This is a genomic window from Bradyrhizobium manausense (genome assembly GCF_018130615.1).
GTDB lineage: Bacteria > Pseudomonadota > Alphaproteobacteria > Rhizobiales > Xanthobacteraceae > Bradyrhizobium > Bradyrhizobium manausense_A.
Genome location: NZ_JAFCKB010000015.1, coordinates 122,300 through 145,022, shown reverse-complemented (window position 1 = coordinate 145,022; position 22,723 = coordinate 122,300). Strand labels below are relative to the sequence as shown.

Here is a 22,723-nt window from a genome sequence, read left to right as displayed (position 1 = left end):
GAGAGATTCCCTTAATTCAGCGCGTCGTTGAGGGCGGCATTGAGCGCCGCGAGACCCTTCTTGAGCCCGCCCTTGAGATGCACCCGAAGCGCGCGTCGGCCGCGCTCGGTGAGCACGTCGAAGTCGCCGCGTGCCTGCGCCGCCTTGATCACGCCGAAGCTCGCCTTCTGGCCGGGCACCGCGAGATCCTTGGCGTCGTCGGCGGTGATCTGGAGGAACACGCCGCTGTCGGGCCCGCCCTTGTAGGCCTGGCCCGTGGAGTGCAGGAAGCGCGGTCCGAACTCGGCGCAGGTTGCGACATGCCGCTTCTCGCGCACTTCGAGGCGCATCGCTTGAAGCGCGTCGATCGTCGCCTTGTCGCGGGCGATGTAGCCGAGCAGCGCGACATAGTCGCCGTGGCCCGAGCGCGACAGATGCGCCTTCAGCCAGGACGTGAGGTCGCCGTTGGCGCCCGCGGCGCGAAGCGCCGTGGCGTTGGCCGCGTCGGTGTAGAGATCGGCTTGATCGGTGCTGACCACGGGTTCTTCGGCCGGCAGCGAGCCGGTCTTCTCGAACGACGCGGTGAGCTCGCGGGTCTTGATCTTGGCTGCTTCGACGTCGGGCTGGTCGAACGGGTTGATGCCGAGGACCGCGCCCGCCACGGCCGTCGCCATCTCGAAGCGGAAGAACTCCTGCCCCAGATGGTCGATCGACTTCATGACGATGCGTACCACGGGATGGCCGGCCGCCTCGATCCCGGCGAGTGCCGAGTCGTGCGCGGCGTCCGTCTCGCCTTCGGTACGGATGTCGATGAAGAAGCGGTCGTTGCCATAGAGCGAGGACTCGCCAAGCGGTTCGCCTGCGATCGGGATCAGGCCCTTGCCTTCCTTGCCGGTCGATTCCGCGATGAGCTGCTCGGCCCAGGCGCCGAAATCGGCGATCTTCTTCGACGACAGGATCGTCACCTTGTCGCGGCCCTCAAGGCCGGCAAGCCCCATGGCAAGGCCGAGCTGAACGCCGGGGTTCTCGGCCGGCGGCACGTCCGGTCCGCAGGAGCGGGCCATCGACAGCGTATGCTTGATGAAGGTCTTGACGTCGATGCCGGCGGTTGCCGCCGGCACCAGGCCGAACGGCGACAGCACGGAATAGCGTCCGCCGATCGACGGCTCGCCATGGAAGATGCGGGCGTAGTTCAGCTTCTTCGCCGCCTTCTCCAGCGAGGAGCCGGGATCGGTCACCGCGATGAAGCGGAAGCCGGTCTTGGCCTTCGGGCCGAGGGCCTGCGCGACGCGCTTGTGAAAATAGTCCTTCATCGCGTTCGGCTCGGTGGTGCCGCCGGATTTGCTGGAGACGATGAACACGGTGTTGGCGATGTCGATCTTGGCCTCCATCGCCCGCACCTCGGCCGGATCGGTGGAATCCAGCACATGCAGCTTCGGGAAGCCGGGCTTCCGGGCAAAGGTCTCAGCCAGCACCTCCGGCCCAAGGCTCGATCCGCCCATGCCGAGCACGACGGCGTCGGAGAACTTCTGGCCCTTCACCCGGTTGGCATAGTCCTCATAGTCGGCAACGTCGGCCTTGGCGGCGCTGTCGAGCCAGCCGAGCCATTTGTCCTCGTCCGTCCCGGTCCAGACCGATTTGTCGCGCTGCCAGAGCCTGCGGATCTTGGCCGATGCGCGCCATTCCTCGGTGCTCTTGGCTACGGCCTTGCCGAGCCCGTCGCCGAGCGAGAGCTGCTGGCGATCGATTGCCGTCCCGAGCACGGTGGCCCGCTTGTGGGCGACGGCGCCGTAGAGCTTGTCGGCGGCGTCCGCGAACAGCTTCACACCGTCCTTGACGAGCTCCTCGGTGATGGCATCGAGCGAGACGCCGGAGCGCTCCAGCTCTTCCAGCACGCGGCGGGCGTCATCGACATTCTCTTCCAGGCTGTCGCGCGGCTTGCCGTGGTCGCGGAAGGCATCCAGCGTTGCCGGCGGTACGGTGTTGATGGTGTCAGGGCCGATCAGCTCCTCCACATAAAGGACGTCGCTGTAGTCCTTGTTCTTGGTGCCGGTCGAGGCCCACAGCATGCGCTGCGGCTTGGCGCCCTTGGCGGCGAGCTTCTCCCAGCGCGGGCCCGAGAACAGCCGCTTGTAGTCCTGATAGGCGACCTTGGCGTTGGCGATCGCGACCTTGCCCTTCAGCGCGGCGAGCCGCTCCTTCTCGGATGGATCGTTGGCCCGGGCGATCTTCTCGTCGAGCTGCTTGTCGACCACGCTGTCTATGCGGCTGACGAAGAAGCTCGCCACACTGGCGACATGCGAGGGATCGCCGCCACCGGCGACGTATTTTTCGAGACCGGCGATATAGGCCTCGGCGACCTGCAGATAGACCGCTTTCGAGAACAGCAGCGTGATGTTGATGCTGATGCCGTCGCCGATCAGCGTTTCGATCGCGGGCAGGCCCTCCGGCGTCGCCGGCACCTTCACCATCAGGTTCTTGCGGCCAACGTCCTTCCAGAGCCGGCGCGCTTCGGCGACCGTGCCTGATGTGTCCATCGCCAGATAGGGCGAGACTTCCAGGCTGACATAACCGTCGCCGCCCTTGAGGCGGTCATAGACCGGGCGCAGGACGTCGGCGGCGGCCTGGATATCCTCGACGGCAACCGCCTCGAACAAATCGGCCACGGTCCGGTCGCCGCGCTTCAGCGCCTTGCCGATCGGAGCGTCATACTCGTCCGAGCTCCCGATCGCCTTCTCGAAAATCGAGGGGTTGGAGGTAACGCCCTTGACACCATCGGTGTCGATCAGCCGCTTCAGGTCGCCCTTGGCGATGAAGCCGCGGGCGAGGAAGTCCAGCCAGACGGCTTGTCCGTGCTTTTCCAGTTCTTTGACGGGATTCATGATGCTTTTTATCTCCAAGCCTTCGGGCGGAGGGGGTTTCCGCGCCGGTCCTGACGCGCTATCCTTTAACCCACATGCTCCCGGGAGGGAACCAATCAAGGGTGTTGGCGTCATCCCCCCAGGGTAACTCCGCCGCGATCATGGCGATCCAGGCGGCAGTCGCGGTTTTGCGTAATAAAAATCTGGCCGGGACGGTTCGGCCGAGGTCTTGTTGCGTGAGGTCATCTGTCGCGTCGCGGAGCGTCGTCAGCGGAGTCGGACCCGTCTGATCGTCATTGGCCCGGTCGCGAATGACCATGCTGGGGGAGAGCATGCGCGCACGTCCTGATGGCGTTGCCATCGCCGACCGCCGGCCATCGCTGGTGCCGGTCGTCTGCATCGTCGCATCCCATGATCTCGACATCGCTCAATCCGTCATGCGGCTCCAGGCCGCGGCGCGCTTCGCGACGACGAGCGCAAGCCTTCCTTTCAAGTCAACTGCGGTCGCTCTTCTGCATCCGAGCTGCCGCGCAGAACGACGTTATCCTTTCGGAGGGTTTGGCGACCGATTTTGACACAGCGCTGTGCGCTTGCCGCGACAGCCATGCTGCATGCAGGCTCGAGGAATCGTTGGCACTGCATTGCAGCAGAAGATGAACGTGACACGCGAGCAATCGCCTCGCGAGCGTCATAAGTTTGCCGCTCGCAGATTGTCATGTTGCAGTGCCGGAGACTCGTCCCCGGTATTGCCCGGATGTGGCGAGCCAGTGACAATTTCTAGAAATGAGCCAAGATAGATAGAGATTCGCACAAATTACAGGCAAGTGCCTGTTCGTAATTCACGGAGTGCCTACCTTGTGCGTTGCGTCGTGTCGGCACCCGGGTGTCCAATGATCGTCAAGTGCTCACGCTGATTCGAGAAGCGGCCTGAGGAACGGTCTAGTAACTGCTTTCGTTTCAGCTTGTAGCGGAACTCACGCGGAGAGGGATCATGTACAACGATTCTCTATTCAACGCTTTCGCTCGGTCGTTTGAGGCGAGAAGCCAGCACGACATGTCGATGGCAGAATATCTGGAATCGTGTCGAAGCGATCCCATGAAATACGCGAATGCGGCCGAACGATTACTAGCGGCGATCGGCGAACCCCAGACGATTGACACGGCCAAGGACCCACGCCTTGGCCGTATTTTTTTGAACCGCACGATCCGTACCTATCCGGCCTTTGCCGGCTTCTACGGCATGGAAGAAACCATCGAGCGCATCGTCGGCTTCTTCCGCCATGCGGCGCAGGGCCTCGAAGAGCGCAAGCAGATCCTCTATCTGCTCGGACCGGTTGGCGGCGGCAAATCCTCGCTCGCCGAGCGGCTGAAGTCGCTGATGGAGGTGCATCCGATCTACGTGCTCAAGGCCGGCGACGAACTTTCGCCGGTGTTCGAGAGCCCGCTCAGCCTGTTTGATCCCGATCAGCTGGGGCCGATGCTGGAAGAGAAATACGGCATTCCGCGCCGGCGTCTCACCGGCTTGATGAGCCCCTGGTGTTACAAGCGGCTGGAAGCTTTCGGCGGCGATATCTCGCAATTCCGCGTCGCCAAGATCCAGCCGTCGCGGCTGCGCCAGATCGCGATCGCCAAGACCGAGCCGGGTGACGAGAACAACCAGGACATCTCCTCGCTGGTCGGCAAGGTCGATATCCGCAAGCTCGAGACCTACGCGCAGAACGATCCCGACGCCTACAGCTATTCCGGCGGCCTCAACCGCGCCAACCAGGGCGTGCTCGAGTTCGTCGAAATGTTCAAGGCGCCGATCAAGATGCTGCACCCGTTGCTGACCGCAACGCAGGAAGGCAACTATATCGGCACCGAGAATATCGGCGCGATCCCGTTCACCGGCGTCATTCTCGCGCACTCCAACGAAGCGGAATGGGCGAGCTTCAAATCGAACAAGAACAACGAAGCCTTCATCGACCGCATCTGCGTCATCAAGGTGCCGTACTGCCTGCGGGTCACTGAAGAGCAGAAGATCTACGAGAAGCTGATCCAGGGCTCCGAGCTCGCGGCCGCGCCTTGCGCGCCCTCGACCTTGGAGACGCTGGCGCGGTTCTCGGTGATGTCGCGGCTGCGCAAGCACGAGAACTCGACGCTGTTCGGCAAGATGCGGGTCTATGACGGCGAGAGCCTGAAGGAATCCGATCCGAAGGCGCGCAGCGTCCAGGAATATCGTGATGCCGCCGGCGTCGACGAAGGCATGGACGGCGTCTCCACCCGCTTCGCCTTCAAGATCCTGGCTGCGACCTTCAACCACGATCCGCAGGAGGTGGCCGCAGACGCGGTGCATCTGATGTACGCGCTGGAGCAGTCGATCCGCCGCGAGCAGTTGCCCGAGGAAGTCGAGAAGCGCTATCTCGAATTCATCAAGGCCGACCTTGCGCCGCGTTACGCCGAGTTCATCGGCAACGAGATCCAGAAAGCTTATCTGGAATCCTACTCGGATTACGGCCAGAACCTGTTCGACCGTTACGTCGACTACGCCGATGCCTGGATCGAGGATCAGGACTTCAAGGATCCCGACACCGGCCAGCTGCTCGATCGCGAACTTTTGAACCAGGAGCTGACGAAAATCGAGAAGCCGGCGGGCATTGCCAACCCCAAGGATTTCCGCAACGAGGTGGTCAAATTCTCGTTACGCTCACGGGCCCAGAACGGCGGCAAGAATCCGACCTGGACCTCCTACGAGAAGATTCGCGATGTGATCGAAAAGCGGATATTCTCTCAGGTCGAGGACCTGCTTCCGGTCATCTCGTTCGGTTCGAAGAAGGACGGCGAGACGGAAAAGAAGCACGGCGAGTTCGTGGCACGCATGGTGGAGCGCGGCTACACCGAGCGTCAGGTTCGCCGGCTGGTCGAATGGTACATGCGCGTGAAGCAAGCCGGTTGAGGCGGATGAGAAAGTGGCCATTCACATTATTGACAGGCGCCTGAATCCAGGCGGCAAGAGTCTTGAGAACCGCCAGCGGTTCTTGCGTCGGGCCAAATCCCTGGTGCAGGGCGCCGTCAAGAAGACCTCGCAGGAACGCGACATCAAGGATGTCCTGGAGGGTGGTGAGGTCACGATCCCGCTGGACGGGATGCACGAGCCGCGGTTCCGCCGTGAAGGCGGAACGCGCGACATGGTGCTGCCCGGCAACAAAAAGTTCATCGAAGGCGACTATCTGCAGCGCTCCGGCCAGGGCAGCGCCAAGGATTCCGGTCCCGGCGAAGGCGACAGCGAGGACGCCTTCCGCTTCGTGCTCAGCCGCGACGAATTCGTCGACCTCTTCCTGGACGATCTCGAACTGCCGGATCTCGCCAAGCGCAAGATCGCGCAGACCGAGAGCGAAGGTATTCAGCGCGCCGGCTACACCACGTCGGGCTCGCCTGCCAACATCTCCGTCAGCCGAACCGTGAAGCTGGCGCTTGCCCGCCGCATCGCGCTCAAGCGTCCCCGCAAGGAAGAAGTCGAAGAGCTGGAAGCCGAGATTGCCGCCTGCACCGACGAGGACGAGCGCGCGGAGCTCATAGCCCGGCTCGAGAAGCTGAAGGCGAAGACCAAGCGCATCCCCTTCATCGATCCGCTCGACATCCGTTACCGCCGTTACGAAAAAGTGCCGCGGCCGGTGGCGCAAGCGGTGATGTTCTGCCTGATGGACGTCTCCGGCTCGATGTCCGAGCACATGAAGGATCTGGCGAAGCGCTTCTACATGCTGCTCTACGTGTTCCTGAAGCGGCGCTACAAGCACGTCGAGATCGTCTTCATCCGCCATACCGACCGCGCCGAGGAGGTCGACGAGCAGACCTTCTTCTACGGCCCCGCCTCCGGCGGCACGCTGGTCTCCAGCGCGCTGCAGGCGATGCACGAGATCGCGCGCGAGCGCTTCAATCCGTCGGACTGGAACATCTACGCCGCACAAGCTTCCGATGGCGACAATTCCTATTCCGACGGCGAGCTCACCGGCCTGCTGCTGACCGAGAAGATCCTGCCGGTCTGCCAGTTCTTCGCCTATCTCGAGGTCGGTGAATCCGGCGGCAGCGCCTTCGATCTCTCCGATTCTTCGCTCTGGACCCTCTACGAGCGCCTCCGCAACGGCGGCGCACCGCTCTCGATGCGCAAGGTCAGCGAGCGCAGCGAGATCTTTCCGGTGTTCCACGATCTGTTCCAGCGCCGCGAAACTGCCCAGGAGAAAGCCGCTCCATGACGGAACGCTTGTTCGAAGGCGCCGATTGGGATTTCCACACCTTGCAGCGCATCACCGATGCCTGCGAGGAGGTGGCGTTGAAGAATCTCGGGCTCGACGTCTACCCGAACCAGATCGAGGTGATTACCGCCGAGCAGATGCTGGACGCTTATTCGTCCGTCGGCATGCCGCTGTTCTACAAGCACTGGTCGTTCGGCAAGCATTTCGCATATCACGAGGCGTCGTACCGCAAGGGCCTGATGGGCCTCGCCTATGAGATCGTGATCAACTCCTCGCCCTGCATCTCCTATCTGATGGAGGAGAACACGGCGACGATGCAGACGCTGGTGATCGCGCACGCCGCCTTCGGCCACAACCACTTCTTCAAGAACAATTATCTGTTCAAGCAGTGGACCGATGCCGAGGGCATCCTGGACTATCTGGATTTCGCCAAGAACTACGTCATGCAGTGCGAGGAGCGCTACGGCCGCACCGAGGTCGAGCGCACGCTCGACGCCGCGCATGCGCTGATGTCGCACGGCATCGACCGCTATCCCGGCAAGAAGAAGCTTGATCTGCGCGAGGAGGAGAAGCGGGCAGGGCGCCGCCGCCAGCACGAAGAGGAAGTCTTCAACGATCTCTGGCGCACCGTGCCCAAGGGCGCATCGAAGACCCGGTCCGCGATCTCTCTTGAGCGGCGCCGCAAGCTGCTCGGCCTGCCGCAGGAAAATCTGCTCTACTTCCTGGAGAAGAGTGCGCCGCGGCTGGCGCCCTGGCAGCGCGAGCTGCTGCGCATCGTCCGCCACATCGCGCAATATTTCTATCCGCAGAGCCAGACCAAGGTGATGAACGAGGGGACGGCGACCTACGTCCACTATCGCATCATGACCAAGCTGCATCAGCAGGGCCGCATCACCGACGGCAATTTCCTCGAATTCCTGGGATCGCACACCAATGTGGTGTTCCAGCCCGAATTCGATGATCCGCGCTTCTCCGGCTTCAATCCCTATGCGCTCGGCTTCGCCGTGATGCAGGACATCGAGCGCATCGTCACCAATCCCGAGGACGAGGACCGCGAGTGGTTCCCTGATATCGCCGGCAAGGGCGACGTCATGGGCGTGCTGCGCGACGTCTGGGCCAATTACCGCGACGAAAGCTTCATCGGCCAGTTCCTGAGTCCCAAATTGATGCGGCACTTCCGCATGTTCCACCTCCACGACGATCCCGAGGAGCGCGCCGGCATTCGGGTCGATGCCATCCACGACGAGCGCGGCTTCCGCCGCGTACGGCGCGAGCTGGCGCGGCAGCACGATGTCGGCTTCATCGACGCCAATATCGAGGTGGTCGACGTCGATCTCTCCGGCGACCGCCGGTTGATCCTGCACCACCGCGTCATCAAGGGCTCGCAGCTCAACGAGACCGATGCCAAGCGTGTGCTGCAGCATCTCGCCGATCTCTGGACCTACGACGTCGCGCTGATCGAGGTCGACGCCAACGACAAGGTGCTGCGCGAATATGTCGTCAGCCCGCGTCCGATCCCGGCAGCGGTGGCCTGAGGGCGGCTGGCTATAACTGATGGATGAGACTCGAGGAGCGCTCCGATGAAGGTGCGCTCCCTCCCTCGCTTGCGGGGAGGGCTGGGGAGAGGGTGTCTCCGCAGTGGGACTCCCCCAGAGGAAAGAACCCTCACCCGGCGCGTGCGGGACGATGCTTCGCATTGCCCGGGGCGCGCCGACCTCTCCCGCAAGCGGGAGAGGTTTCAGAACCCGCGGCCGCCAAAGGCGATCAAGGTGAGTCCATGATGCGCTACGCCGGTCGCTTCTTCTTCGCCTTCGACGCATTCAGCTCCACGGCCGCGCGGATCAGCGCTTTCAGCGCCTTCTCGTTGATCTTCACGCCCTCGGGGATATCGATGGCACGCCGCACGTTGCCATCGAGGCTGGAATTGAACAGGCCGGCCGGATCGTCCAGCGCCGCGCCCTTGGCAAAGGTCAGCTTCACCACGGCCTGGTAAGTCTCGCCGGTGCAGATGATGCCGTCGTGCTCCCACACGGGAACGCCGCGCCACTTCCATTCCTCGACGACCTGCGGATCGGCCTCCTTGATCAGCGCGCGGATCCGATTCAGCGTCTCGCCGCGCCAGTCGCCGAGCTCCTTGATCCTGCCGTCGATCATGTTGGACGGCGAAGGCCCATCCGCGTCCTTCGCTCTGCTCTTCTTGGCAGTCACGGCCTTCTTCATGCGTTCACCTCGTTCACGTCGTTGTTGCGACGGCCGACATAAGGCAGCGCGAACAGGTAGAGCCCGGTCGCGAGCAACGGGATCAATGGTACGAAGGCCATCAGTCCAATCCACGTCGCTTGAATCTGCATGGTCAGTGCAACGATGTTGGCGATGACGGCGAGCGTGAAAGCAATCGACAGCCAGCGATGGATCTGTCGAATCCGCATGTTCGGGCTCATTCAGGTCTCCTGTAAAATATCGGGATTGGACGCCGGTGGCCGGGCTATTCCGACCGCGCCAGCAGCTCGTCCAGCTTGGTGAAGAACTGCTTCCAGCCGGCGTGCGCGCCGCCATAGGCCTGCTTCTGGCTCGGGCGGAAGCCCGCCTGTTCGACGCGCAGATGCGTGCCTGATCCTTGCGGGGTGAGCGTGAACGTCACCACGCTTTTGAGATCGTAGGCCGCGTCGTCATGCGTGAAATTCCAGGTGTAGGCGAGGGTGCGCTGCGGCTCGATGGCGAGCACCTCGCAATCCAGTACGCCACCCCATTCGCCGCGCAGATTGAAGCGGTGGCCGACCGTCGGCTTGAAGTCGTTCTTCATCAGCCATTCTTCGATCAGATGCGGCTGCGTCAGCGCGCGCCACAGCCGCTCGGGTGGATAGGCAAACTCGCGCTCGATCACCACGGAGCGTGTTTCGGTCGCAGCTTCAGTCATTGGTCCATCCTCTTCAGCAAATCGTCGAGCGCATCGAGCCGGTTCTGCCAGAAGCCTGCCATCTGGCTGGTCCAGTCGATCAGCGGATTGAGCGCAGCGGGCTGCGCGCTGTAATGGGTCTGGCGTCCCTCGTGGCGGTCGCGCACGAGGCCCGCCTGCTTCAGCGCGCCGAGATGTTTTGAGACCGCCGGCTGGGAAACGCCCGACCGCGCCGTCAGTGCCCCCACCGTCTGCTCGCCCTCGCGGCACAGCCGCTCGAAGATCGCCCGCCGTGTCGGGTCGGCGAGCGTCCGGAACAGGAGATCAGGGGCGGCGGACATTCAGAATCCATAACTAATGGGTTATGGATTAATTCATAACCGCATGGTTATGGATAAGTCAAGTGCGATCGAGTGAGTTTGGAGGTGGCTCCGCCTTACCTCCCGCAAGCGGGGGAGAGAGCGCACGAATTCGCGCCGCGCCTTACGGCCGCAAATACAGATACCCCTGCGACTGCAACTCGGCCAAACGAACCACGCCGCCGTTCTCCGCACTCACGAACCCGGGCAGCAGATCCGTCAGCGTGATGTTTTGCGCCTTCATCGTGTTGCCGCAGGCGGCGAGTTCGACGCCGTCCTTGGAGAAATCGCCGATCCGCTTGCTGACGTCAGGATTGGCCTGTGCCCAGTGAAATGCCTTCAGCGCCGGTCCGTGGATCACCAGCGCGATGGTAACATGGTCGGGGCCGCCGACGCCGTCGATATGGTTCTGGATGTTGCCGAGCACGAAATTGACCTTGTCGGCGTCGCTGAGGTGATAGACGACCTTCAGCTTGCTCGACGGCGGAGCCTCGGTCGCGGCTTTCGCACGGGAGGCACCGAACGCGGCGCCGAGGGCGGAGGCGGCGCTCCACAAGATGTTCCGGCGGTTCATGGCGATTTCTCCTCGGCTAAGCCTGAATTCGCCGGAGACATATCATTTGTGGCGCAGCGCTGCGAGTTCCTTGCGGTCGGTCACGAGCGCGGCGCACTCGCTGCTGTCGGCTCGGTCGAGCCGGAAAATGCCGTCATCGCTGCCGGCGACCAGCGATCGCTCGGCCTCGTCATCCGGCTTGTTGTGCAGCCAGACCCTGACGCTCGCGAGCCGCACGATGGCCGATTTGTCGTCCTTCGAGAGCGCGACGCCGATGCCGCCGCCCTCGCAGTCGACGCCGCAGCCGAGCCGCACCTCGCCGCCATCCTTGGTGAAGACCACGTGGTGGCAGGAGCCGCTGGAGTCGAAATCGTCGCTGCGGTGGCGGTATCTGAAGCCGAGGCGGAAGGAGTTGTGAAGTTGCTTGTCCTCCGGGTCGGTCTCCGCCGAGACCAGCAGCTTCATCGCGGCGACCTTCTGCTTCGGATGCCGCGCCAGGTGATCGGCATCGTAGCGGCGGACGAAGCAGGCATAGGCCGTCTTGCCGGGCGCCCCCGCATACATGCGCGCATTGAAGGCCTCGGTCTCCGTCTTGTTCGCCTCGCGGATGTCGTCGGCCTCTTCGGCCCGGGCGACGCCGATGAAGGCCGCAAGGGCAAGCGGAAGAATGAGGGCAAGCTTCATGATCACACCGGAGACATCAGCGATTGACGGTCCGCATCGGGGACGGTGAGGGCAACTGGCGGTTAGTCGCAAGCCGCACGCGGCGCGTTCAAGTGCGAAGGCCTCGCGGTTCCGCGGGCAGCCTCGCGCAAGGTTCCAGGCTTACCCCCTTGGAGGGCAGGGTAGCCCCCAGGCTGCTGCAATGGCTGAAGGCGATCGAAAATGTCCGAAAGTCAGAACTTGCCCAATCTTGCGATCGGCTATTCCCGGGCCCGGCTCCTGATGTTGTTCGGCGGCAGCCTGCTGCTGACGCTGCTCTGCGCCGGGCTTGCATTCAGCTGGCAGGAAGGCAGGGGTGTCACCACGTTCCAGGTCGCCGTCTGCTATGTCGGCGCGGTATTCTTCGGCCTCGCCACCTGGCGGATGCTCTGGCGGCTGGTCACCGCCAGGCGGCCGCTGGTCTTCATCACCCGTGTCGGCATTCGCGACACCAGGCTCGCCGACGAAACCATCGCCTGGAGCGCGGTGCGGAAGATCTTTCCATGGGAGCAGCGCGGGCAGAAATTCGTGGTGCTCAAAGTCGATCCCCTTATCGCCCAGCGGTTCTCCGGGGGATTTGCGACGCAGGCCTTGGCGCTGTTGAACAAGGCGCTTGGCACGGACAGCGTCATCGTCAATGCAGGCGGATTGACCATGGACACCGAAACATTGCTCGAGACCTGCAGGCAATATTGGGGGGCCGGACGGCCGGCCCATGAAGTGGACGCCAAGCCGGTGCCCGAACCCGCGGCGGAGCCGGTCAGCTAAAGATCAGGCTTGCCTTAGTCGCAGGTTGGGCCAGGAAGGTTCAGGCAACTCATTGGCCCCTGCGCTCCGGAACCCGCTGTCGGCGATTCCTTCCACGTTGTCCCAGTTCGTCAATGTGATAGCGTTCACACGCGATTGTTTCTCGAAGTCGTAGGCTGGGGCCGCCTCTTGTAGGTTTGTGGAGTCCCCCGCAATGGGCGAAATTCGCAATTTCAGATCCGGGAATCAGAACGAGCCGCCTCCGCACGGCGGAATGCCTCGTCGTCTCGCAGCCATCATTGTCGGTGACATTGCATCCTACAGCCGCTTGATGCAGGCCGACGAGGAAGGTACGCATGTCCGCGTCAAGCGGATCGAGCGGGACCTCATCGAACCCAGCATCGTCGAGCATCATGGAAGTTTGGTGAAGACCACGGGCGATGGTTTCATCGCCATTTTCGACAGCCCCGTCGAGGCCGTTCGATGCAGCATCGTCATCCAGCAGAACCTCATCGGCCGCAATGCCTCGATTCCGAAACACTCCCGGATCGAATACCGTATTGGCGTCAATCTCGGCGACGTCATCGTCGAGCCCGACGACATCTATGGCGATGGCGTCAATATTGCCACGCGCCTCGAGGGCATTGCCGAGCCTGGTCAGGTTTACATCTCCGGCGCGATCTACGAGCAGATCAAGCACAAGGTGGTGTGCGGCTATGAATCGCTCGGAGACCGCAAGGTCAAGAACATCACCGATCCCGTGCGCGTCTATCGCGTGCTGCCGGACGCGGATGCGGTCGGCCGTACGCGGGGCCGGCGCGAGAATACCCTGATCTTTCTCCTGGGCATTACGCTGCTCGTGATTGCCTCCGGCGTACTGTGGTATCTGCTGACGCAGTCGCGGGGTGGCACGGGCGAGCAGGCCGCTGCGCCGACTCCTGCTCCGGTCGCATCGCCGAGCCCGCAACCTCTGCCGCGCGAAGCCGCGACGCAAACGCCGCAGCCGTCTCCCTCAGTGGCGTCGGCGCCTCCGTCACCCGCGCCTCCGTCGCCCGCTCCAGCGCCCAGTCAGGAATCAAGCCAAGCGCCGAGCCAAGCACCAAGCCAATCGGTACCGCCAGTCCGCGAACCCGAGATGATCGCCATTCGCGGCGGCAGCTTTGCGATGGGAAGCAATGACGATCCGACCGAACGGCCCGTTCACCAAGTCACGATCAAGCCGTTCTCGATCGGAAAATATCCGGTGACGGTGCAGGAGTGGAACGAATGCGCGGCTGCAAAGGCGTGCGGATTCACGGCCACCGGAAAAGACGATGCGCCGGTCAGCAATGTGAGCTGGACCGACGCACAACAATATGTGGCGTATCTCGCGCAGGCGACCAAGAAGCCTTATCGACTTCCGAGCGAAGCCGAGTGGGAATACGCCGCACGCGGCGGAACGCAGACCAAATATTGGTGGGGCGACAAGCTCCAGCCGGGCATGGCCGGATGCAAGGATTGCGGAGACCTTGCGGCCGAGCAGCCGGCGAAGGTCGGCAGCTTCAAGCCGAATCCGTTCGGGCTCTACGATATGGGTGGCGGTGTCGATCAGTGGGTCGAGGATTGCTGGCGCAGGACCCATCAGGGCGCACCCGTTGACGGTTCGGCATGGAACGGCGGAGATTGCAGCTCGCACGTTCTGCGCTCGGGCTCCTGGAAAAACGATTCGAGATATGTGCGGCCGGCCAATCGCGATGGTTACGATACCAATGTCCGTTATCCGACGCATGGCTTCCGCGTCGCGCTCACTCCTTGAGCGCAGTCCTCAATGTGGAGGAGTAGGTTTGATGCAAATTCTTCGCTGCATTGCGCTGTCGGCGGTGCTCGTATCGCTTTCTGGCGCCGCCTTTTCGCAAGGCAAGACCGCTCCCAAGGACGCAAAGGTCTATTTCATCACCCCGCATGACGGGCAGAGGGTTCGCGGTCCCTTCCTGGTCCGGTTTGGCCTGCGCAACATGGGCGTTACCCATGCCGGCGACGACTATCAGAATGCCGGTCACCATCATCTGCTGGTCGACGTCAACGATCCCATCGACCCCAAGGAGCCGATCCTGCAGGACAAGTCGCATCTGCATTTCGGGGCAGGGCAGACCGAGACCCAGCTCGAGCTTCCGCCGGGGGCCCACACGCTCCAACTGGTGCTGGGCGATGCAAAGCACTATCCGTTCGACCCGCCTGTCGTCTCGGAGAAAATTACGATACGTGTCAGGCAGCCCGTTGCAGCACGCTAGGCCTTAGCCGACCACCTCCGGTGTCCTGGGCTGGTCGATCACCGCAGGCTGGCGTTGATCTTGTCCAGCACCGATGAGCCCGGACACAGCGTATCCGCTTCGAGCGTATTGAGCGGCGCGTCGACCGTGTTGAGATGGGCGTGCAGATCTTCCGCGTCCGGGTCGACGTAGAGCAGCCCGGTGACGATCTGGCCCTTGGCGGCGTGCTTCGCGAGGAAGGTCTGGGCCCCTAACCGGTCATGCGGATCGTAATCGGCGTCGATCTTGCGCAGCGCGATCTTGCTGCCGTCATGCTGCTCGACCACCTGTACCGTGCCCGGCGCATAATCGACCGCGATGGGATCGCGGCCGACCAGCACGTCGAGCCGGTTCACGGCGTCATTGTGCTCGCGGACATAATCAAAACTCTTGGTCGAGCCGGCGTGATTGTTGAATGCAATGCAAGGGCTGATGACGTCGATGAAGGACGCGCCCTTGTGGCCGATTGCGGCCGCGATCAGCGGCACCAGTTGGGTCTTGTCGCCGGAGAACGAGCGCGCGACGAAGGTTGCGCCCAGCTGCAGCGCGATCGCGACGAGGTCGATGGCGTTGTCGGTGTTGGTGACGCCCTTCTTCGACTTCGAGCCGCGGTCGGCGGTCGCCGAGAACTGGCCCTTGGTCAGGCCGTAGACACCGTTGTTCTCGACGATATAGGTCATGTTGACGCCGCGCCGGATCGAATGCGCGAACTGGCCGAAGCCGATCGAGGCGGAATCGCCATCGCCGGAAACGCCGAGATAGATCAGGTCGCGATTGGCGAGATTGGCGCCGGTCAAGACGCTGGGCATGCGGCCATGCACGGAGTTGAAGCCGTGCGAATTGCCGAGGAAATAGTCCGGTGTCTTCGACGAGCAGCCGATGCCGGAGATCTTTGCCACGCGGTGCGGCTCGATCGAGAGCTCGTAGCAGGCCTCGATGATCGAGGCCGTGATCGAGTCATGGCCACAGCCGGCGCACAGCGTCGAGATCTTGCCCTCATAGTCGCGATGCGTGTAGCCGAGCTCGTTCTTCTTGAGCCCCGGATGATGGAATTTCGGCTTTGCAATGTAGGTCATGACACGGCCTTGCGGAGCGGGGTCACCTTGAGGTGATCCTGGTGGTCGCCAATGGCTTTTGCGATGAAGCGGGCGGTGATGGGGGTGCCGTCATAATGCACGATCGGCACGAGGCGGACGGGATCGATGCCGTTCTCGTTGACGATGAGCTGGCGGAGCTGGCTGTCGCGGTTCTGCTCGACAACATAGACGAAGTCGTGCTCGGCGAGGAAGCTCGCGACGCTGGAGTGGAACGGGAAGGCGCGGATGCGCAAGCGGTCGAGCTGATGGCCGCGCGCTTCTAAAAGTCCGATCGCCTCGTCCATTGCCGGCGAGGTCGAGCCGAAATAGATCACGCCATATTTGGTCGGACGTTCCGCATTGGCCTGCAGCGGCCGCGGCACGAGGTCCTGCGCCGTCTCGAACTTGCGCACGAGACGTTGCATGTTGTCGGCATAGACCGAGCCCTCCTCGGAGTAGCGCGCATAGCGATCACGCGAGGTGCCGCGGGTGAAGTAGGAGCCCTTGGTCGGGTGCGTGCCGGGATAGGTGCGGTAGGGGATGCCGTCGCCGTCGACGTCGAGATAGCGGCCGAAGTCGCGGCCTTCTTCCAGCATCTCCGCGGTCATCACCTTGCCGCGGTCATACTGCTTGGCATCGTCCCACTTCAGCGGCCGGCAGAGCCGGTGGTTCATGCCGATGTCGAGGTCGAGCATCAGGAAGATCGTGGTCTGCAGCCGCTCGGCGAGGTCGAAGGCCGCTGCCGCGAACTCGAAGGCTTCGGCCGGATCTTCGGGGAACAATAGCACATGCTTGGTGTCGCCATGCGAAGCATAGGCGCAGGCTATGATGTCGCATTGCTGGGTGCGGGTCGGCATGCCCGTGGAGGGCCCGGCACGCTGGATGTTCATGATCACGGCCGGGATCTCGGCGAAGTAGGAGAGGCCGATGAACTCGGTCATCAGGGAGATGCCGGGACCCGAGGTCGCGGTGAAGGCGCGGGCGCCGTTCCAGGATGCGCCGATCACGATGCCGATCGAAGCGAGCTCGTCCTCGCCCTGCACGATCGCATATTTCGCCTTGCCGGTTTCGGGATCGTGCCGGTACTTCTTGCAATGCGCGGTGAAGGCTTCCGCCACCGACGAGGACGGCGTGATCGGATACCACGCACACACGGTGGCGCCGCCATAGACGGCACCGAGCGCCGCAGCGCTGTTGCCCTCGATGAAGATGCGGTCGCCGACCTTGTCGGATTTCTTCACCCGCAGCCCGATCGGGCATTTCAGATTCTGCAGCGCCCAGTCGCGGCCCAGATGCAGCGCATGGACGTTGGAGGAGAGCAGCTTCTCCTTGCCCTTGTACTGCTCGCCGATCAGTTGCTCGATCACCTTCGGGTCCATCTCGAGCAGCGCCGAGAGGCTACCCAGATAGATGATGTTCTTGAACAGCTGGCGCTGGCGCGGATCGGTGTAGGTCGAGTTGGTGATCGCGGTGAGCGGCACGCCGATCACGGTGATGTCGTCGCGGAATTTGGTCGACGGCATCGGCTTGGTGGAATCGTAGAACAGATAGCCGCCCGGCTCGATACCGGCGACGTCCTTGTCCCAGGTCTGCGGATTCATCGCCACCATCATGTCGACGCCGCCGCGGGCGCCGAGATGGCCGTCTTCGGTGACGCGCACCTCATACCAGGTCGGCAGGCCCTGGATGTTGGATGGGAAGATGTTGCGCGGAGACACCGGAACGCCGTGGCGCAGGATCGCGCGCGCGAACATCTCGTTGGCGCTGGCCGAACCCGAGCCGTTGACGTTGGCGAAGCGGACGACGAAGTCGTTTACGCTGCTGAGCGGCTTTTTGTCGGACATGTCGAACCTGCGTGAGTCATCTCGATGAAATATTTCTGCATGTCCCAGGCCCCGGTGGGACAACGCTCGGCGCACAGCCCGCAATGCAGGCAGACGTCCTCGTCCTTGACCATCACGCGCCCGGTCTTGAGGTCGGACGAGACGTAGAGGTCCTGGTCCGGATGCGGCGAGGGCGCCTTCAGGCGATGGCGCAGATCGTCTTCCTCACCGTTGTTGGTGAAGGTGATGCAGTCCATCGGGCAGATGTCGGCGCAGGCATCGCACTCGATGCAGAGCGAGGTCGAGAACACGGTCTGGACGTCGCAGTTCAGGCAGCGATGTGCTTCGCCGAGCGCGAGCTTGACGTCATAGCCGAGCTCGACCTCGGTGCGGATGTCCTTCAGCGCGACCACCTTGTCGCGATGCGGCACCTTGAAGCGCTTGTCGATGGAGACGTCGTTGTCATAGCTCCATTCGTGGATGCCCATCTTCTGCGAGGAGACGTGCACCTCCGGCAGCGGCCGCTCGGTGATGTCCTCGCCCGAGAGCATCTTGTGGATCGACAGCGCCGCGTCGTGACCCTGCGCCACCGCCCAGATGATGTTCTTGGGGCCGAACGCGGCGTCGCCGCCGAAGAACACTTTTGGATTGGTCGAGACGAAGGTTTTCGGATCGACCTTGGGCATGTGCCATTTGTCGAACTCGATGCCGCAATCCTGCTCGATCCAGGGGAAGGCGTTCTCCTGGCCGACCGCGACCAGCACGTCGTCGCAGGGAATGGTCTGATCGGGATCACCCGAAGGCACCAGATTGCGGCGGCCTTTGGCGTCGTATTCGGCCTTGACGTGCTGGAAGGTGACGCCGATGAGCTTGCCGGCGACATGCTTGAATTCCACCGGCACCATGTAGTTGAGGATCGGAATATCCTCGTGGATCGCGTCTTCCTTCTCCCACGGCGAGGCCTTCATCTCCTCGAAGCCGGAACGCACCACCACAGTGACTTTCTCGCCGCCGAGGCGGCGCGCGGTGCGGCAGCAATCCATCGCGGTATTGCCGCCGCCGAGCACGATCACGCGCTTGCCGATCTTGTCGGTGTGGCCGAACGAGACTGAGGACAGCCAGTCGATGCCGATGTGGATATTGGCAGCGGCTTCCTTCCGGCCGGGAATGTCGAGTTCGCGGCCGCGCGGTGCGCCGGAGCCGACGAAGATCGCATCATATTTTTCCGCAAGCAGAGCCTTCATGCTCTCGATGCGGTGCCCGCCTTTGAACTCGACGCCGAGACCCAGGATGTAGCCGGTCTCCTCGTCGATCACGGAATTGGGCAAGCGGAATTTCGGGATCTGGGTCCGCATCATGCCGCCGGCTTCGGGATCGCCGTCGAACACGGTGCAGTGATAGCCGAGCGGCGCGAGATCGCGCGCCACCGTCAGCGAGGCCGGACCGCCGCCGACGAACGCGACGCGCTTGCCGTTCTTCGCGGTCGGGTACGGCAGGCGCTGCTTGATGTCGTCCTTGAAGTCGGCGGCGACGCGCTTGAGGCGGCAGATCGCCACCGGCGTCTCCTCGACGCGTCCGCGGCGGCACGCCGGCTCGCACGGACGATCGCAGGTGCGTCCCAGAATTCCGGGAAACACGTTCGATTTCCAATTGATCATGTAGGCGTCGCTGTAGCGCCCTTGTGCGATCAATCGGATGTATTCGGGAACCGGGGTGTGCGCAGGACAGGCCCACTGGCAATCGACCACTTTGTGAAAGTAGTCGGGGGCCGCGATATCGGTCGGTTTCATTCCTACCCTGTCCGCGCAGGCTCAAAGACCCGGCGGCCTCTTCTTGAGCTTGGCGAACGCTTAACGCGCAGCGATCTGGTTTCTGAATGACGTCATTGGGTTAGCTTATTAGAACCGTTCCCAAGTACAACGGCAAATTTTCGCGCGTCCCCTCTTTCATGGGAGCTAAGCGCGCACAGCATTAATGCGGCGCGTGCGGTGCAGCATCCGCGGGGAATGTGAACGCATCAACCTCGCGCGATGTCGCTTTTCGCGAGGTCCCACATCAGGCTGTAAGTGCCGACGGAGACGGGCAGCGGGAAGGGTGCTGCCGCCGGGCCGGTGAAGCGCTCGGCGATGGCCGCCGACACCGCACCGACATGCGTGCCGTCGATCAGCACGAACCAGTCGCGCGCGCCTTCGTTGCGCACCGCTGGAATGTCCGCTGTTGCGCCCGACAATTCCGGCTCGCTCTCGAGCAAATGCATCGAGATGATGCCGTCGCGATCGCCCGGCATAAGATTCTCCTGCAGCGCGTCACGCCAAGAGCCGGCATTGTCGGCTGTGGGGCGCAGCCGCACCAGGCCGAGCGCGGCGCCGCGGCCGGTGCCCTTACTGACGGTGATGCGCGCGACGACGCGCAGCATGTTCTTGAAATGCGCCATGCTCCGCCGCGACCATTCGGTCTGGTTGGCGAGCCGCGCCCGGTAGGCGGGACTGTCGAGCACCTCTAACGTCGCGGTCGAGTACAGCGAGAGATATTTGGGAGTGGCGGCGTGCGCGACATAGCGCCGGGCTTCCAGAAAACCCTCGATCGCGACGCGCTCTTCCAGATGCTCGCGATCGTACCAGCGGTTGAAATCGGCCTCATCCGCCGCGTCGATGTTCATCGACGTCAGCAGCATGCCTGTCCCGGCAAGCGGCATTCTCTTGTTGTCCTTGTTTCGCGCCTCTAGCGCGCGGCCTTCGACGCGAGATCGGCGATCGACTTCATGACCGCGTCCCGGACACCGGCATCATAAAGCGAATGGCCGGCTTCTTCCACGATCCTGACCTCGGAACCCGGCCAAACTTTCGCGAGCGCCTGCGATGTCTCGGGAGGACACAACAGGTCGTAGCGGCCTTGCACGATAATGCCGGGAATGCCGGCGAGCTTCCCGGCATTTCGCAACAACTGCTCTTCGCTCAGGAAGGAATTGTTGGCGAAATAATGCGCCTCCATGAACGGCGTCGCCGGCAGCGTGCGCCAGACGTTGAGCGAGGCCAGGTCCAGCCGCGTCTTGGCTGGCTTGTGCTCGGACAGCGCGCGCTCGGTGTCATGCCAGGCACGCGAGGCCGGACCATGCACGGCCGGATCGGCATCGAGGATGCGGCGATAATAGGCCGCCACCGGTTGCGCATGCTCCTCCGGCGGCAGCACGCTCAGGAAGTCCTCCTGTAGCGCCGGATAGAATTGCGCCAGGCGCGAGGTGAAGGCCGTCTCGACCTCGGCCTGCGTGCCCAGAAAGGTCGCGCGCAGCGCAATGCCGGAGACGCGCTCGGGATGGGCCTCTGCATACGCCAGCGCTAGCGTCGCGCCCCAGGAGCCGCCGACCACCATCCAACGCGCGAAGCCGAATTTTTCGCGGATCTTCTCCATGTCCGCGATCAGATGCGCCGTGGTGTTGTGCTCGCGCGATCCCTTCGGACGGCTGCGGCCGCAGCCGCGCTGATCGAACAGCACGGCGCAGAAGCGATCGGGATCGAACAGCCGGCGATGATCGGGCTGGCAGCCGGAGCCCGGTCCGCCATGCAGATAGACCGCAGGGATGCCGTCGGCACGGCCGACGCTCTCGACATAGAGCTCGTGGCCGTCGCCGACATCGAGCATGTCGGAGGTCAATGGCGCAAAGGGATCGGCGCGTCTGGCGGATGCAGCGGCGTCGGCGTCAGGCACCATTCTCGGATTCCAGGGTGCCGCCGGCGAAGTTGCGGTAGAGGAAGCGGTTAGTCTCGCCCTCGGCCTCGCGCTCGGCCTGCTTGAAGATGGTCTCGTGCAGCGGCGACAGCGCACAGGCCGGATCGGTGTTGGCGGCATCGCCCGTCAGCGCGAAGGCCTGGCAGCGACAGCCGCCGAAATCGATCTCGCGGAATTCGCAAGTTTTGCACGGCTCCTTCATCCAGCCAGTGCCGCGATAGCGGTTGAAGGCCTCGGAGTTCTGCCAGATCCAGGCGATCGAATGGTTGGAGCGCACCGACTCGAAATCGAGCCCGGTGATGCTCTCGGCGGCGTGGCAGGGCAGCACCTTGCCGGCCGGCGAAATGTTGAAGAACTGCCGGCCCCAGCCGCCCATGCATTTCTTCGGCCGCAGCGCATAATAGTCTGGCACGACGTAGTCGATGGCGAGCGTGCCCTTGAGCCGCTCGCGGGCTTCCTCGACGAGGCGGGTGCATTCGTCGAGCTGCGCCACCGTCGGCATCAGCGCGGCGCGGTTCTTCAGCGCCCAGCCGTAATATTGCACATTGGCGACCTCGAGCCGGTCGGCGTCGAGATCGATGGACATCTGGATGATGTCGGGGAGCTGGTGCAGGTTCTGCCGGTGCATCACCGCATTGACGGTCAGCGGCAGCTCAAGCTCGCGCGTCCATTTCGCGACTTCGAGCTTCTTGCGATGGCCGCCCTTGTAACCGGCGACGCGGTCGGCGAGGCCTTCCTGGATGCCCTGGAACGAGATCTGCACATGGCAGAGCCCGGCATCGGCTAGATCGCTGAGCCGCTCGCGCGTCAGCAGCACGGCCGACGTGATCAGATTGGTGTAAAGGCCGACGTCGCTGGCATGCTTGACCAGCTCGACGAGGTCCTTCCGCGCCGTCGGCTCGCCGCCGGAGAAATGCACCTGGAGCACGCCGATCTCGGCGAGCTCGCTCAGGACCTTTTTCCACTCCTCGGTCGTCAGCTCCTTGCCGGAGCGGTCGAGCTCCACCGGATTGGAGCAATAGGGGCATTGCAGCGGGCAGCGATGGGTGATCTCGAGCAGCACGGCGAGCGGAATGCCAAAGGTCTCCGCTGTCGAGCGCTGCTTCTCGAGCACCGCGAGGCTGTCGCTGGCGTCAGGCGGGATGGTCGGGAGCACATCGCTCATGACGTCTTCTCCCGGGCCTCGGTCAGGAAGCCCTTGTCGGCGAGATCCTGCAGCATGACGATGACGTCGGCGAGGATCGCCTCGCGGGGGGCTGCGTATTTCGCGGCGAGCTGATCGGACACGTCGCCGACATTGCGCTTGCCGTCGCAGAGCTGCAAGACCTCGACCGCGATTTCGTCCGGTGCCAGCACGCGCTCCGGCGCCAGGATCACCCAGACCTTGCGCGTCTCGTCATATTTGAGCTTGGCGTGCCGCGGCAGCACGGGGCGGCTCGCCTCGCTGACGCTGATGTTACGCGGCCCGGCCATACTTCTAA

Annotated in this window: 21 protein-coding genes; 6 read left to right on the top strand and 15 right to left on the bottom strand. The window is 63.2% G+C overall.

The genetic code is table 11. From position 1 onward, the window contains the following. Positions 1 to 11 precede the first annotated feature (11 nt). Positions 12 to 2,861, bottom strand: coding sequence for a bifunctional transaldolase/phosoglucose isomerase (locus JQ587_RS25400; RefSeq protein WP_212427094.1), 2,850 nt, complete (start codon positions 2,859 to 2,861; stop codon positions 12 to 14). Positions 2,862 to 2,919: 58 nt separating this feature from the next. Beyond that, positions 2,920 to 3,240, bottom strand: coding sequence for a hypothetical protein (locus tag JQ587_RS25395; protein ID WP_212427093.1), 321 nt, complete (start codon positions 3,238 to 3,240; stop codon positions 2,920 to 2,922). A gap of 591 nt (positions 3,241 to 3,831) precedes the next feature. Here JQ587_RS25395 and JQ587_RS25390 point away from each other — a divergent pair. Genes JQ587_RS25390 through JQ587_RS25380 form a run of 3 tightly spaced genes read left to right on the top strand, consistent with a single transcriptional unit; the run spans position 3,832 to position 8,607 of the window. Next, positions 3,832 to 5,775: a PrkA family serine protein kinase gene (locus tag JQ587_RS25390; protein ID WP_128950138.1), complete on the top strand. Its 1,944-nt coding sequence runs from the start codon at positions 3,832 to 3,834 to the stop codon at positions 5,773 to 5,775. Between the two features lie 19 nt (positions 5,776 to 5,794). Then, positions 5,795 to 7,072 (top strand): YeaH/YhbH family protein, encoded by a 1,278-nt coding sequence (locus tag JQ587_RS25385; RefSeq protein WP_212427127.1) that lies wholly within the window; start codon positions 5,795 to 5,797, stop codon positions 7,070 to 7,072. Beyond that, a complete protein-coding gene (locus JQ587_RS25380; protein WP_212299059.1) occupies positions 7,069 to 8,607 on the top strand; it encodes a SpoVR family protein in 1,539 nt (512 codons plus the stop codon). The genes JQ587_RS25385 and JQ587_RS25380 overlap by 4 nt, the downstream gene beginning before the upstream one ends. 250 nt (positions 8,608 to 8,857) lie before the next feature. Here the strand turns inward: JQ587_RS25380 and JQ587_RS25375 are convergent, their stop codons facing one another. The 6 genes from JQ587_RS25375 to JQ587_RS25350 all read right to left on the bottom strand — a co-directional run bounded on the left by JQ587_RS25375 (position 8,858) and on the right by JQ587_RS25350 (position 11,564). Beyond that, complete coding sequence (locus JQ587_RS25375; protein WP_212427092.1) at positions 8,858 to 9,292, bottom strand: DUF1801 domain-containing protein; 435 nt, start codon at positions 9,290 to 9,292, stop codon at positions 8,858 to 8,860. After that, positions 9,289 to 9,513 (bottom strand): hypothetical protein, encoded by a 225-nt coding sequence (locus JQ587_RS25370; protein ID WP_212427091.1) that lies wholly within the window; start codon positions 9,511 to 9,513, stop codon positions 9,289 to 9,291. Before JQ587_RS25370 ends, JQ587_RS25375 begins: the two co-directional genes overlap by 4 nt. 44 nt (positions 9,514 to 9,557) lie before the next feature. After that, positions 9,558 to 9,989, bottom strand: coding sequence for an SRPBCC family protein (locus JQ587_RS25365; RefSeq protein WP_212299056.1), 432 nt, complete (start codon positions 9,987 to 9,989; stop codon positions 9,558 to 9,560). Continuing rightward, a complete protein-coding gene (locus tag JQ587_RS25360; protein ID WP_212299055.1) occupies positions 9,986 to 10,309 on the bottom strand; it encodes an ArsR/SmtB family transcription factor in 324 nt (107 codons plus the stop codon). Before JQ587_RS25360 ends, JQ587_RS25365 begins: the two co-directional genes overlap by 4 nt. 142 nt (positions 10,310 to 10,451) lie before the next feature. Continuing rightward, a complete protein-coding gene (locus JQ587_RS25355; RefSeq protein ID WP_212427090.1) occupies positions 10,452 to 10,901 on the bottom strand; it encodes a DsrE family protein in 450 nt (149 codons plus the stop codon). Positions 10,902 to 10,943: 42 nt separating this feature from the next. Next, positions 10,944 to 11,564, bottom strand: a complete 621-nt coding sequence (locus JQ587_RS25350; RefSeq protein ID WP_212427089.1) for a hypothetical protein — start codon at positions 11,562 to 11,564, stop codon at positions 10,944 to 10,946. Between the two features lie 201 nt (positions 11,565 to 11,765). On the opposite strand from JQ587_RS25350, the gene JQ587_RS25345 reads away from it, so the two are divergent. The 3 genes from JQ587_RS25345 (at position 11,766) to JQ587_RS25335 (ending at position 14,599) form a co-directional block, all read left to right on the top strand. Next, positions 11,766 to 12,350, top strand: a complete 585-nt coding sequence (locus tag JQ587_RS25345) for an STM3941 family protein (protein WP_212427088.1) — start codon at positions 11,766 to 11,768, stop codon at positions 12,348 to 12,350. Between the two features lie 193 nt (positions 12,351 to 12,543). Then, positions 12,544 to 14,124, top strand: coding sequence for an SUMF1/EgtB/PvdO family nonheme iron enzyme (locus JQ587_RS25340; protein WP_212427087.1), 1,581 nt, complete (start codon positions 12,544 to 12,546; stop codon positions 14,122 to 14,124). A gap of 31 nt (positions 14,125 to 14,155) precedes the next feature. Beyond that, positions 14,156 to 14,599, top strand: a complete 444-nt coding sequence (locus tag JQ587_RS25335; protein ID WP_212427086.1) for a DUF4399 domain-containing protein — start codon at positions 14,156 to 14,158, stop codon at positions 14,597 to 14,599. Between the two features lie 38 nt (positions 14,600 to 14,637). Here JQ587_RS25335 and JQ587_RS25330 read toward each other — a convergent pair whose 3' ends face one another. The 7 genes from JQ587_RS25330 to pqqD form a co-directional block, all read right to left on the bottom strand. Further along, the gene (locus JQ587_RS25330; RefSeq protein ID WP_212299049.1) at positions 14,638 to 15,693 is read right to left on the bottom strand and encodes a 2-oxoacid:ferredoxin oxidoreductase subunit beta; all 1,056 of its coding nucleotides are present in this window, start codon (positions 15,691 to 15,693) and stop codon (positions 14,638 to 14,640) included. After that, complete coding sequence (locus JQ587_RS25325) at positions 15,690 to 17,537, bottom strand: 2-oxoacid:acceptor oxidoreductase subunit alpha (protein ID WP_212299048.1); 1,848 nt, start codon at positions 17,535 to 17,537, stop codon at positions 15,690 to 15,692. Before JQ587_RS25325 ends, JQ587_RS25330 begins: the two co-directional genes overlap by 4 nt. After that, the gene (locus JQ587_RS25320; RefSeq protein WP_212427085.1) at positions 17,507 to 19,306 is read right to left on the bottom strand and encodes an FAD-dependent oxidoreductase; all 1,800 of its coding nucleotides are present in this window, start codon (positions 19,304 to 19,306) and stop codon (positions 17,507 to 17,509) included. Before JQ587_RS25320 ends, JQ587_RS25325 begins: the two co-directional genes overlap by 31 nt. 227 nt (positions 19,307 to 19,533) lie before the next feature. After that, entirely contained in the window at positions 19,534 to 20,211 is a 678-nt protein-coding gene (locus JQ587_RS25315) for a DUF4286 family protein (protein WP_212427084.1), read from the bottom strand. A gap of 26 nt (positions 20,212 to 20,237) precedes the next feature. Then, the gene (gene pip, locus JQ587_RS25310; protein WP_212427083.1) at positions 20,238 to 21,224 is read right to left on the bottom strand and encodes a prolyl aminopeptidase; all 987 of its coding nucleotides are present in this window, start codon (positions 21,222 to 21,224) and stop codon (positions 20,238 to 20,240) included. Continuing rightward, on the bottom strand, positions 21,214 to 22,407 hold the full coding sequence (pqqE, locus tag JQ587_RS25305; RefSeq protein WP_212427082.1) for a pyrroloquinoline quinone biosynthesis protein PqqE: 1,194 nt from the start codon (positions 22,405 to 22,407) through the stop codon (positions 21,214 to 21,216). Before pqqE ends, pip begins: the two co-directional genes overlap by 11 nt. Continuing rightward, positions 22,404 to 22,715, bottom strand: coding sequence for a pyrroloquinoline quinone biosynthesis peptide chaperone PqqD (gene pqqD / locus JQ587_RS25300; protein WP_212299043.1), 312 nt, complete (start codon positions 22,713 to 22,715; stop codon positions 22,404 to 22,406). Before pqqD ends, pqqE begins: the two co-directional genes overlap by 4 nt. Between the last annotated feature and the right edge of the window lie 8 nt (positions 22,716 to 22,723).